The following is a 12,921-nucleotide window of genomic DNA, read 5'->3' as shown; positions in this document are numbered from 1 at the left end:
TGGTACTGCCTTTTGTTTATTCTACCAAAAAACGCAGACTAGCAAGTCGCTGTTTTTTGATCTTTTAACTAATTTGCTGATACAGCTCCAAGTAGCGTTGACTTGATACATCCCAGCTGAAATCCTTGGCCATGGCGTTACTCATCAATTTTTTCCAAACTTTCGGCTCTTCTTGATAAAGCTCAATGGCTTGTTTCAAGGCCTGCATTAAGAAGTAGGATCCATAATCAACAAAACCAAAACCGGTTCCCTCATGGGTTAACGGGTTGTAAGGCTCAACCGTATCCTTCAGGCCGCCAATCTCATGAACTACTGGCAAGGTGCCGTAACGCATCGAAATCATTTGCGACAAGCCGCAAGGTTCAAAAGCAGACGGCATTAAGAACATGTCGACTCCTGCATAAACCTTTTGAGCCAATTGTACATCAAATGCAATTTGAATGCTGGTTTTTTCTGGATATTTTTCACCAAAGTAACGGAAGCCGCTTTCGAAATCCGGATCTCCGGTACCAATTAGAATTAATTGTACATCAAACTGCATTAGATTTTCCATCTCCTGCAGCAGCAAATGGAAGCCTTTTTGATAGGTCAGCCGGCTGACAATGCCAATTACCGGAACCTCTTTGCGCACTGGAAGGCCTAGCAGCTTTTGCAGCTTGGTTTTGTTTTCCAGTTTTTTGTCTAGTTTCTTACTATTATAATTGGTAAAAATAGCTGGATCAGTCATAGGATCAAATGTCTCGTAATCAATCCCATTCACGATACCGCTAAGTTTCCCGCTTTCCATCCGCAAGATTATGTCTAAGCCGGAACCAAAATCAGGTGTTTTGATTTCTTCGGCGTAGGATGGACTAACAGTTGTCACGCGATCCGCATACAATATACCAGCTTTCATGAAGTTCACACAATCCTCGAAGCGAATCGTGCCGTCATCATAACGTTCGGTTCCCATGCCAAACAAATCATAAAGAACCTCGCCACCGTATTGCCCTTGGAATTCAATGTTGTGAATAGTTAAAACTGTCCGAATTTTTTGGAAGTCTTGAATCCAGTGATATTTTTCCTTCAATAAAAAGGGAACCATCGCCGTATGATAATCATTCACATGAATAACATCCGGGATAAAATCAATCTTTTCCATCATTTCAATCAGCGCCATTTGGAAGAAGGCAAAACGCTCGCCATCATCATAGTCGCCATACAAATTTGGACGATTGAAATAATACATATTATCAATGAAATAATAGTCGATTCCCTGAAGTCTTAAATGCTTAACGCCGCAATATTGCTTGCGCCAACCAACATGCACCTCAAAATCAAATAAATCTTCTACTTTTTCTTTGTATTGCTGGGCCATTTTAGAGAAATAAGGCAGTACTACCCGAATATCCGCCCCTTTTTCCTTCAAGGCTTTAGGTAAAGCGCCGGCAACATCCCCTAAACCGCCTGTTTTAAAGAAAGGTGCACATTCCGCTGCAGCGAAAAGAATCTTCATTACTCTTCGCCTCCGATGATGTCGCAAGTAACATGTACATTCTTTTTAATCACGACTGGTTTCTCAGGCGTTCCAACAATTTTTACTCCTGCATCAACATAGACATGTTTATCCAAAATAGCATAAGAAATAGAAGCATTTTCGTTAATTACCGCACTGGCCATAATGATTGAATCTCTCACTTCAGCCCCTTCTTCCACAACTGAACTGCGAGAGAACAACGAATTTCTTACTTTCCCTTTGACGATACAGCCTGTAGCAAACTGACTGTTGTGAACATCGGAAGTTGGTGCATAATAGGTAGCTACTTCATTTTTTAATTTAGTATAGATTTTTTGATTTGAATAAAGCAGCGAAGAGAATTTCTTGGAATCCAGCATTGCCATATTCGCATCATAATAAGCCTTCACATCAAAAATATTACTTAAAAAGCCAGTATATTCATAAGCTGAAGTTTTGTGTTTGTCCATGCAAAGAGTTAAGAAATCCTGAATAGCAACAGGTGTCCCCTTCTTTTGACCATCTGTCATAGCATTAATCAACCAGTCTGTTCCAACAATAAATATATTCATGCTTAGATTTTTAATTTCGGATTCAACTGGATCATCAAAGTAAGAATGATGCCCTTCGACAATACCATGTTCATCGATATCCAATATGATATCTTGGTAAGCGATTTGGTTAATCGGCATTTTTTTGTAAACAACGGTTATATCACTGTCATGCTGTTGATGAATTTTCAAAACAGCTCTCAGATCAATATTGCACAGCATTTTATTTCCCATAAATACAGTGTATTTGCTTTTCGATTTCTTCAAGTAGTCAATTGCTGCCTCGTAATAAGGACGACCCTCTGCTCGTCTTTGCAAATAGTCTTGGTAAAAGTGAATAAAATACTTACTGTCAACACTGTCTAAATGCCATTCACGGCCGCCGCCGATATGGTCAAAAACAGAGCGGGTCAAGCCTTGATTAAACACCATGTAAACCGATTTTACATTGGCATTGACAATGTTGGATAAAGAAAAATCAAGCAAACGATATTTACAATCAAACGGCAGCGTCGCTAATGGACGTTTCTCCGTTAAAGGCATTAATTCTTGACATTCATGGGCATTACCCAAAATAGCACACATTTTATTAGCTCTCATCAATCGACACTCCAATCACTTCTGAATAACCTACAACAGCGATCTCCTCTTCGCCGTTTACAACAGCATTATCACCTATGATCGCATTTTCACCTACAATAGCTCTATTAATATGGGCATTTTTCCCAATGGTTGCTCCTGGCATAATCACACTGTCAATAACCTGGGCACCTTCTTTAACCTGTACATCGCTGGACAAAATACTATGAGTGATCTCTCCAGCCACATAGCAGCCATCAACAACCAGTGAGTCTTTCACATTGGCTGTATCGGTAAAGAAATGCGGTGGTGAAACGGTATTTTTAGCCAGAATGCGCCACGTTTTATCCCGAATGTCCAAACTGTGGTTAGGGTCAATAAATTCCATACTTGTTTCCCACAAGGAATCGATCGTACCCACATCTTTCCAGTAGCCTTCAAAGTGGTAAGCAAAAACATTGTCACCCGCCTCTAGATAAGCAGGAATCACATGTTTACCGAAATCCAACATATGGTCATCTTTTTGGTAGCTGTTTAACAGCATGCTGCGCAGACGGCTCCAGTTGAAAATGTAAATCCCCATTGAAGCCAGATTACTCTTAGGTTCTTCCGGTTTTTCTTCAAATTCAATAATGCGATCGTTTTCGTCTGTGTTCATAATACCGAAGCGAGAGGCTTCTTCAATTGGAACACCAATAACCGCAACAGTCAGCGCTGCATTGTTTTCTTTATGATTTTCCAGCATTGCTTCATAGTCCATCTTGTAGATGTGATCCCCTGACAAGATTAAGACATATTGCGGATCCATTTGGTCAATATAGTCCATATTTTGGTAGATGGCATGAGCCGTCCCTTCAAACCACTTGCTGCCGTCGTTGCTTGAGAAAGGCTGCAAAATAGTTACTCCGGCATTAAGACTGTCAAAGCCCCAGCTGGAGCCATTTCCGATATGGCTGTTTAGAGCCAAGGGTTGGTACTGGGTTACGACACCCACATTGTTAATACCCGAATTGATACAATTACTTAATGTGAAATCAATGATTCGATATCTTCCGCCGAAAGGCACCGCTGGTTTTGCGATATTTTGTGTCAGTTTACCTAAACGTGACCCTTTTCCTCCAGCTAAGATCATAGCTAAAATTTCTGTTTTCATTATTGGATGATGAAGGCAGTCCTTCATCAACCTCCTCTCAAATTATTATTTGTTTTTTCGCTTTAAAACAATTGACTCAGGTTTGAAAATCACTGCGCCAAAAGCAGGAATCGTGGTTTTGATTAACTGCTCATAATCTTTAAATGCAACCGGTACACTTTCACAATCCTCATTGTGCTTCGTCCAGGTGCCGCCAAATTCTTCCATTTCAGTATTCCAAATTTCCTTATACGTACCAGGATACGGAACACCTACGTGGAAATCTCTGCGTTCAACTGGCGTCATGTTCAAGACAACAATCAGAAAGTCCTTCTTGCGTTTACCTTGACGAATGTAAGAGAGAACCGACTCCGAAGCATTGTCGGCGTCAATAATCTGAATGGTGTCATAGGTGTTTTCCAGCTCCCATAAGGCTGTTTCCTCTTTGTAAAACTCATTCAGTGTAGCCGTAAAGTGCTGCATTTTGCTATTTAACGAATCGTTTAGATCTGCCCACTCTAATCCTTCATCAAATTTCCATTCTAGGAACTGGCCCCATTCACTTCCCATAAACAGTAATTTTTTTCCAGGATGAGTCATAAAGTAGGTGTACAAATTGCGAAGCTGGGCAAATTGTTTGTAGCGATCACCCCACATTTTATGCATTAAGCTTTTCTTACCGTGAACAACTTCATCATGAGACAATGGCAAAATATAATTTTCCTGCATCATGTACATAAAAGAAAAAGTTACCAAGTTAAAATGATCCTTACGCAAAATCGGGTCCATCTCGTAAAAACGCAAAACATCGTTCATCCAGCCCATATTCCATTTGTAATCGAAGCCTAAAGCACCTGTTTCAGTCAGTCCGGTCACTTGAGTTTCCGATGAGCTTTCTTCGGCAATCATCAAAATATTCGGATGAGCCAGTTTAATTACTGAGTTGAGCTTTTGCAGGAAGTAATAACCTTCGAAGTTTCGATTACCACCCTCATGGTTTGGTGTCCATGGGCCATCATCGTAATCGCGATACAGCATGCTGGAAACAGCATCCACTCGTATGCCATCGATGTGGTACATCTCAATCCAAAACATCGCACTGGAAATCAAGAAGCTTTGAACCTGCGGCTTGCCTAAATCAAAGTTGATTGAACCCCAACGAATATTTTTGGCCCGGTCAGGATCGCTGTATTCAAATTGGGCTGTTCCGTCATAATAAGGTAGTGTGTCATCATTAATACAAAAATGACCAGGTACCCAATCAACAAAAACACCAATATTGTTTAAGTGACAGGCTTCAACAAACTGCTGGAATTCCTCTGGTGTTCCATAGTAAGAACTCAATGCAAAATAGCCAATCAGTTGATAGCCCCATGAACGTCCTAATGGATGCTCCATTAAAGGCATAAATTCAACGTGGGTATAGCCCATCTTCGCTAAATAAGGAACTAGCTCTTCAGCCAGCTCTCCAAAGCTGTATGGGGTTCCGTCCTCATGGTGTTTCCAAGAACTCGCATGTACTTCGTAAACATTCATTGGTCTCTTTAAGGCATTCACTCGTTTGCTGCGTCCGCGCCATAAACCATCTTTCCATTTTTTAGCTGGAATTGTATATAGCACTGCCGCATCCCCAGGTCTTTTTTCGAATCGGATAGCAAAAGGATCAATTTTCATTACTTCACGTCCGTCTGCTTGGCGGACTTTAAACTTGTAAAGGTCCCCTTCATTCGGCTGATCGGTAATAATTTCCCAAATACCTGTTTCCCCATCGAAATTCATTGGCAAGGTGTCCTGCCACTCATTGAAATCGCCAACTAAAAAAACACCTTTTGCATTAGGTGCCCAAACACGGAAGCAATAACTCCCCTCAGAAAGCCTGTGTGCTCCTAGTAAATGCTGCACATAAAAATTTTCACCAGTCAAAAAGTTATTTTTCGCTTGACTTACCTCTGCTGATAGCTTATTAGTCTTTTCTCCCATACTCATCACCTTAACTATTTTTTGTCAAAAAGAATGAAATTTTGCCTTTAAAGAATGAACGTTTCCTAATTTTGCATTCGATTCTTCTATTTTATAATAACATACTTTTACGACTAATACAGCCAAAAACCTTGATCAACCGCAATAAAACAAGCATTAACATCACTCTAATTTCATTATATTATACTTAGAATTGAAATGCTAGGCCAGAAGGGTTATTTTATGACAAAAATTTCATTTTTTGTACATTTGATACTCATGTTAAATAAATAACACTTGTATTAATTACAACCGTTATTTTACTGTTGTTGATACTTTTCAATAAACAGTTCTGTTTGCCTTTTTATAATAGAACCGATACTCTTATAATGAAAAGGAGGAGTTCATATGTTTGATCCAAAGCTGCTTTTGATGACTTTCGGTATCAATTTTGCTTATGTTGCACTGAATACCATTCGCTTTATGCTGACTATGAAAGGTTACCGTATTTTAGCTCCTTTACTTAGTATGATTGAAATAACTATTTATATTCTGGGACTTTCGATGGTTTTGGACCGTTTAGACAATCCAATCAATTTGTTTGCCTATGCTTTAGGTTATGCAATCGGAATTAGCGTCGGCATAAAGATTGAGGACAAGCTGGCATTGGGATATATGATGGTCACAGTCATCCTACCTGCCAACACAGATCAAGAAAAAAGTTTACCTCGAGTGCTGCGCGACAATGGCTATGGTGTAACCCAATCCTATGCTGAAGGACTGGAAGGCGAACGGATGGTTTTAGAAATCCTATCTCCGAGAAAGACTGAGCGGACCCTTTACCGCTTGATCAAAGAAATTGAAGAGCGGGCGTTTATCATTTCCTACGAACCAAAATATATTTCTGGCGGTTTTTGGACCAAAAAAATACGCAAACGTCAAAACTCATCCCAAAGCTAATGGTACGCAAACAGCCCGCGAGCATTATCACACGCGGGCTGTTGCTATCTAGTTAACGCCATAAGAAGGCCATCAAGTTGTTCTGCAGCTGCTGGCTGCGTGTAATCGCTGAATGTCCGCCCTTTTGTCCTTTTATCAGCAGCTCTTGATAATTTTTGGTGTGCTGCTGCAATAAGAAACGTAATGAAAAGATGTTGTGGGTGGAAACAGATCCATCACTAGCTGAGCCATCTTCAAGATCCCCTGCAATATTCAAAATTGCTAAGTTGCTTGGTAATCGATTCATTGCTTGATCAAAGTAGTCATAAATCGGTGTCGTATCACTAGGACCCTTCTCCGTTAATTCATAGGCAAATATTTCTTCAGTATCTTCCGCAATCTCCAAGTCGTTAAAAGGTGATGCAATGGTCACCAGCTTTTCTACTTCCGGCACTTGACTATCTGCATATTCCAACAAGTAACGCAAGGCAGAAACACCACCCATTGAATGGGCAACCAAATTTACTCCCGTCACATGCTGTGTGTATAAATACTTCATGACCTCAGCAATCCACTGGCTCTGCTTTACCTCATCCGTCACATCTTCACTAAATAAAACCATAATTGTTGGATTTTCATGATTGTTGGTCAACTTTCCCTCAACGGATAATTTCCCATCTGATTTTACTATGATCGTCATTTCTCGCTTCGCAATATTATCTGCCTCCAGCTTGTTCAGTAAAGGCCCAAAAGACAAAGAACTGCCTTGATAGCCATGAATAAACACAGTCGGCGTATTAGAATACCGGACACCTTTTTGTTTAACCAATGTACCCTGACTCAAATACCGAATCTGAGTATAATAAATCAGTCCGGCCACAGATAAAAACGAAAGCAATAAAGTCATGATCTTAGCAAATTTCTTCATGTTAATCCTTCTTTGAAATAATGTAGGAGAGCGTATCTTCTGAGCCCATCAAACGCTGGACCAACTGATGAAAAGTAAAATAGCGAGTCATCTCGTCAGCCTGCTGCCAAAGTTCCACAACATCCGGGGATAAGTCTTCAATTCTAACAATTGGTGCATCAACTTGTACTGTCGGCTCCAATATCGCCAACTTTGTCATCACCAGGCTTTCAAGGAAGATGGATGTCCTTTTAGGCTTCTTCCCTTTCAATAAAGAATCCAACAACAGTTCTACCTGATTGAAAAAGAAAGCTGGATTTACATCACCCAGAAGTTTTTCCAAATCCTCAAACTGTTCCGGACGCTTTTGCTGCTGATAATAAAAGTAATTCGGCAAGCTTGGCTGCAAAAAACTCTTCTTATTTAAAGTAACGATTGCATAAGTCTCATTTTCTATGACTGTCCGACTAGCCAAATCAAAGGTAACGGCGACTGGTCCGGCCAATTCCTCGGGGTAGAACTGTTCCACAAAGTTGAGCAAATCCGCTGAACCAATCAGCTTTTCGAGCTGATCTGTTAATAAATCGTCTGGGAATTCCTGATAAATCGGCAAAATCAGCCGATACCGACGATCCATGCGTTCTACCACGCCGGTTTGAATTAACAAGTCTAAACGTTTATCCAGTTGCTGATCTTCCGTAAAAGCTGCCCGAATCTCGCGTAAAATGACTGGTTGCTCCAATTGATAGAGATACTCCAGCAATTTAACTGTTTGAGCATCTGATAGACTCTTCTTTAATTGTTTATTGGTTGTTAATAGCTTCATAACCGCTCCATTTCCAAGTATAATCCTAAATAAAAAATTGCACAAAAAAGAGGATTTTCACAAATCCTCTTTTTTCTTCTAGCCTTCGAATGCTGCTGTCAATTGAGGAACAACCTGTTTCTTACGAGAAACCACACCAGGTAAGAAAGCACGATCGTTTTCTAATTGAACGTTAAAAGCTTCGATAACTTTCTCCCGTGGCTCACCAGCAACCAATAATTCTGAATCGGAATTCAAGATATTCGTTACTAGCAACAAGAATAAGTCATAGCCTTTTTCAGCATTTTCTGCGATCATTGCAGCTTTTAATGCATCCTGACGAGCAAACACTTCATCTAAGTCAACAGTATTCACTTGAGCAACTCGCACTGTTTTGTCAGCCATTGGGAAGCTTTTCGCATCTAAGTCTAATAACTCAGCTTCAGACTTAGTAGATAAGTTAGTCCCAGCTTTCAACATCGCCAAACCATAACTGTCTAAATCAACATCTGCAGTTTCAGCTAATTCTTTTGCTGCAGCAACATCTTGTTCAGTACAAGTAGGTGATTTGAATAATAACGTGTCAGAAACAATCGCTGATAACATCATGCCTGCAATTTCTTTCGGTACAGCCACGTTGTTTTCTTTGTACAGCTTCAATACGATAGTTGAAGTACAACCCACTGGTTCTGCGCGGTAATACAATGGATCAGCTGTTTGGAAATTTGCTACCCGATGATGGTCAACGACAGCCAAAATATTGGCTTTTTCAATGTCAGTAATCGATTGCTGGAATTCATTGTGATCCACCAGCATTACGTCTGCTTCTTCTGCCACTACGCTCTCAACCACGCGAGGAGCAGTCAGACCAAATTGATCTAATGCATATTGCGTTTCTTCGCTAGGGTCGCCTAAAGCTACTGCTTCAGCATCTACCCCTAATTCTTTTTGCAAATTAGCAAAGGCAATCGCCGCGCCAATCGCATCGGTATCCGGATTTTGGTGACCAAAAACTAAAACTTTTGTCATAATCGATTCGCTCCTTTAAATAAGTTCTTCTTAATGATATCAAAAAAAACGAAAAGAGCAACCAACAGTCGCTCTTTTCTGGAAAGTTTATCGTTTCAGATAGCCTTTGTAATCTTCCGTGTGGAGAAGCTTCTTGGCATTTTCTACCCGATCATCCGTCGGCGGTTCAATGCCTTCCAGGGGATATTTCAAGCCCATTTCTTCCCACTTGTATTTACCCATTGTATGATAAGGTAAAATTTCCACCTTTTGCACATTCTTCAAGGTTTTGATAAATGTATCTAATCGAATTAAAAATTCGTCATAGTCGCTTCTAAATGGTACTAATACGTGGCGAATCCAAACCGGTTTGTTAATGTCCGATAGATACTTCGCCATTTCTAAAATGTTGCCATTGCCTTGTCCAGTTAGTTCTTTGTGTTTTTGGTCGTCAATTTGTTTGATATCAAATAAAATCAAGTCAGTATATTGCATTAATTCTTCAAACTTAGAGAAGAAGGGTTCTTCAAAAGTAAATGGTTTTCCGCAAGAATCCAGCGTTGTATGTATTCCTTGAGCTTTCGCTTTTTTAAATAAATCAATTAGAAAATCAATTTGCAGCAATGGTTCTCCACCGCTGACGGTAATTCCGCCTTTTTTGCCCCAATAGCTCTTATAGTGAATCGCTTCTTCTAAAAGATCATCCGCCGTCCGTTTTTTAGCCTTAGGATCTTTGATTTGCCAAGTATCAGGGTTGTGACAAAATTGGCAGCGCATGCGGCAGCCTTGCATGAAGACGATAAAGCGTACACCAGGTCCATCAACGGAGCCAAAGCTTTCAATTGAGTGGACATTTCCGATAATGGGTTGTTCAGTCGTTGTCGACATAAACATTTCCTCCTTATAAACATGGGTAAAGGCGAATAGACCTCCGTCCATCCGCCCTTACTCGCGTTACATTGTTTTTAAGTTATTACATTTTGTCGTGGAATGTACGGCTGATTACATCTAGCTGTTGTTCACGACTTAAGTCGATAAATTTAACTGCGTATCCAGATACCCGAATAGTAAAGTTAGCATATTCTTCTTTTTCTGGATGTTCCATTGCATCAACTAATTTTTCTTTGCCGAATACGTTCACGTTCAAATGGTGAGCGCCTTGGTCAAAGTAACCGTTCAATACATTTGTTAAGTTTTCAATTTGTTCTTCTTCATCATGACCTAAAGCATCAGGATTGATACTTTGTGTATTTGAAATACCATCTAATGCGTATTCGTAAGGCAATTTAGTCAATGAGTTTAATGAAGCTAACAAGCCGTTTTGTTCTGCACCGTAAGATGGGTTTGCACCTGGTGATAATGGCGCGCCAGCAGGACGTCCATCTGGCAAGCTTCCAGTTGCTTTTCCGTAAACCACGTTTGAAGTGATTGTAAGAATAGAAGTTGTTGGTTCAGAATCACGGTAAGTTTTGTAGTGTTCTAATTTTTCTAAGAAAGTTTTCAACAACCATACAGCGATGTCATCGGCACGGTTATCGTCATTTCCGTATTTAGGAAATTCGCCTTCTGTTTTGTAATCAATTACTAAGCCGTCTTCGTCGCGGACTGGATAAACTTTTGCGTATTTGATTGCTGATAATGAGTCAACTACGTGTGAGAAGCCGGCAATACCAGTTGCAAAGGTACGTTTCAAGTTTGTATCCATCAATGCTAATTCAGCTGCTTCATAGTAATATTTGTCATGCATATAGTGGATGCAGTTCAAAGTATTTACATACAAGCCTGCTAACCATTCAAGCATATCGTCGTATTTTTCCATAACTTCTTCAAAGTCTAAAGCATCATCTGAAGAAATCGGACGGAATTTAGGACCTACTTGTGTTTTAGATTTTTCGTCAATCCCGCCGTTGATTGCATAAGTCAATGCTTTTGCAAGGTTGGCACGAGCGCCGAAGAATTGCATTTCTTTACCAGTTTCTGTAGCCGATACACAGCAGCAGATTGCATAGTCATCTAACCATACTGGACGCATTACATCATCGTTTTCGTATTGGATTGATGAAGTTTCAATCGAAATTTTTGCTGCATAATCTTTGAAGCCTTCAGGTAAACGAGAAGAATACAATACTGTCAAGTTTGGTTCTGGAGAAGGTCCCATGTTTTGCAACGTACGCAAGAAGCGGAAGTCATTTTTAGTGACTAATGTACGTCCGTCCATACCCATACCAGCGATTGAAAGAGTTGCCCAAACTGGGTCTCCTGAGAACAATTCGTTGTATGAAGGGATACGAGCAAATTTCACCATACGTAACTTCATTACTAAATGGTCAATTAATTCTTGAGCTTCTTCTTCGTTAAGCAAGCCGTTTTTCATGTCGCGTTGGATGTAGATATCTAAGAATGTAGATACACGTCCGATTGACATTGCTGCACCATTTTGTTCTTTGATAGCCGCTAGGTAACCAAAGTATACCCATTGAACTGCTTCTTTCGCATTTTCAGCTGGGCGAGAAATATCGTAGCCATAAGCTGCAGCCATTTCTTTCATGCGTTTTAATGCTTTGTGTTGGTCATTAATTTCTTCACGCAAGCGGATATCTTCGTCAGTGAACTGTCCGTTGCCAACGTTAGCATGATCTTTTAATTTTTCTTGCATCAAGTAGTCAATTCCGTACAATGCTACACGACGGTAGTCACCTACGATACGGCCGCGGCCGTAAGTATCTGGAAGACCTGTGATGATTTTATTACGACGTGCTGCACGAATTTCTGGTGTGTAGACCTCGAAAACACCTTGGTTATGTGTTTTATGGTATTGATTGAAAATTTCAGTATATTTAGGGTTTGGAGTGTATCCATAGCTTTCTAAAGCTTCTTCTGCCATACGAATACCGCCATAAGGCATAAACGCACGTTTTAATGGTTTATCTGTTTGAAGTCCGACAACTTTTTCTGCCTCTTTCAACTCTTCATCAATGTAACCAGCGCCATATGCATTGGCTGAAGAAACAACATCTGTTTCCATATCCAAAACGCCGCCGTTTTCACGTTCTTGTTTTTGCAGCTCTTGCAGTCTGCCCCACAATTTGTTGGTAGCGTCGCTTGCTTCTGCTAAGAAATCCGCGTTGCCTTCATACGGTGTGTAGTTTGCTTGGATAAAGTCACGTGTGTTTACTTCTGTCTTCCAAATTGTACCTTTGAATCCATTCCATGCTGCCTTTTCAGTTACATTTAATTTTTCAAGTTCTTTTGTTGCAGTTCCCATTTAAGAGAGACCTCCTTAGAAATTATGACCATTTGTGATTGCTACAGCTTTACAAACACAGTATAACACATCCTCAAGCTATTGCAATAGTTTCATGTAAAAACTTTAACAAGTTAATATTCAGGACCCTGACATCGGTAACAATGCCGTCGTAACAACAATCATACGAGTATTCAAATTATTAAAAATTCTTACATATCATACATCTAACAGGCTTATGTGATCAAAAAAACGGCACCTGTACTAACACAGGATGCCGTTTTCATCGTTTTTATATAGTA

10 protein-coding genes are annotated in these 12,921 nt (G+C 40.1%); 1 reads left to right on the top strand and 9 read right to left on the bottom strand.

Features of this window, described 5'->3' with window-relative positions:
- Positions 1–64: 64 nt before the first annotated feature.
- Genes glgA through glgB form a run of 4 tightly spaced genes read right to left on the bottom strand, consistent with a single transcriptional unit; the run spans position 65 to position 5,737 of the window.
- Positions 65–1,495, bottom strand: a complete 1,431-nt coding sequence (gene glgA, locus JZO70_RS11575) for a glycogen synthase GlgA (RefSeq protein ID WP_207673732.1) — start codon at positions 1,493–1,495, stop codon at positions 65–67.
- Positions 1,495–2,646, bottom strand: coding sequence for a glucose-1-phosphate adenylyltransferase subunit GlgD (glgD, locus tag JZO70_RS11570; protein WP_207673731.1), 1,152 nt, complete (start codon positions 2,644–2,646; stop codon positions 1,495–1,497). The genes glgA and glgD overlap by 1 nt, the downstream gene beginning before the upstream one ends.
- On the bottom strand, positions 2,636–3,778 hold the full coding sequence (locus tag JZO70_RS11565; protein ID WP_207673993.1) for a glucose-1-phosphate adenylyltransferase: 1,143 nt from the start codon (positions 3,776–3,778) through the stop codon (positions 2,636–2,638). Before JZO70_RS11565 ends, glgD begins: the two co-directional genes overlap by 11 nt.
- 45 nt (positions 3,779–3,823) lie before the next feature.
- On the bottom strand, positions 3,824–5,737 hold the full coding sequence (glgB, locus tag JZO70_RS11560) for a 1,4-alpha-glucan branching protein GlgB (protein ID WP_207673730.1): 1,914 nt from the start codon (positions 5,735–5,737) through the stop codon (positions 3,824–3,826).
- Positions 5,738–6,124: 387 nt separating this feature from the next.
- Here glgB and JZO70_RS11555 point away from each other — a divergent pair, with 387 nt between their 5' ends.
- Entirely contained in the window at positions 6,125–6,676 is a 552-nt protein-coding gene (locus tag JZO70_RS11555; RefSeq protein WP_207673729.1) for a DUF2179 domain-containing protein, read from the top strand.
- 52 nt (positions 6,677–6,728) lie between these two features.
- On the opposite strand, the gene JZO70_RS11550 is transcribed toward JZO70_RS11555, so the two are convergent.
- From JZO70_RS11550 to pflB, 5 genes are all read right to left on the bottom strand, one after another.
- A complete protein-coding gene (locus JZO70_RS11550) occupies positions 6,729–7,583 on the bottom strand; it encodes an alpha/beta hydrolase (protein ID WP_207673728.1) in 855 nt (284 codons plus the stop codon).
- A gap of 1 nt (position 7,584) precedes the next feature.
- Positions 7,585–8,388 (bottom strand): DUF1803 domain-containing protein, encoded by an 804-nt coding sequence (locus JZO70_RS11545; protein WP_207673727.1) that lies wholly within the window; start codon positions 8,386–8,388, stop codon positions 7,585–7,587.
- Positions 8,389–8,466: 78 nt separating this feature from the next.
- Entirely contained in the window at positions 8,467–9,396 is a 930-nt protein-coding gene (locus JZO70_RS11540) for a manganese-dependent inorganic pyrophosphatase (protein ID WP_207673726.1), read from the bottom strand.
- 87 nt (positions 9,397–9,483) lie between these two features.
- Complete coding sequence (gene pflA / locus JZO70_RS11535) at positions 9,484–10,263, bottom strand: pyruvate formate-lyase-activating protein (RefSeq protein WP_207673725.1); 780 nt, start codon at positions 10,261–10,263, stop codon at positions 9,484–9,486.
- A gap of 85 nt (positions 10,264–10,348) precedes the next feature.
- The gene (gene pflB, locus JZO70_RS11530; RefSeq protein ID WP_207673724.1) at positions 10,349–12,640 is read right to left on the bottom strand and encodes a formate C-acetyltransferase; all 2,292 of its coding nucleotides are present in this window, start codon (positions 12,638–12,640) and stop codon (positions 10,349–10,351) included.
- Positions 12,641–12,921 lie beyond the last annotated feature (281 nt).

Source organism: Candidatus Enterococcus moelleringii, from assembly GCF_017377575.1.
Lineage (GTDB): Bacteria > Bacillota > Bacilli > Lactobacillales > Enterococcaceae > Enterococcus_A > Enterococcus_A moelleringii.
Note: the sequence above shows the minus strand (reverse complement) of the source record. Positions and strands in the feature narration are given on the sequence as shown.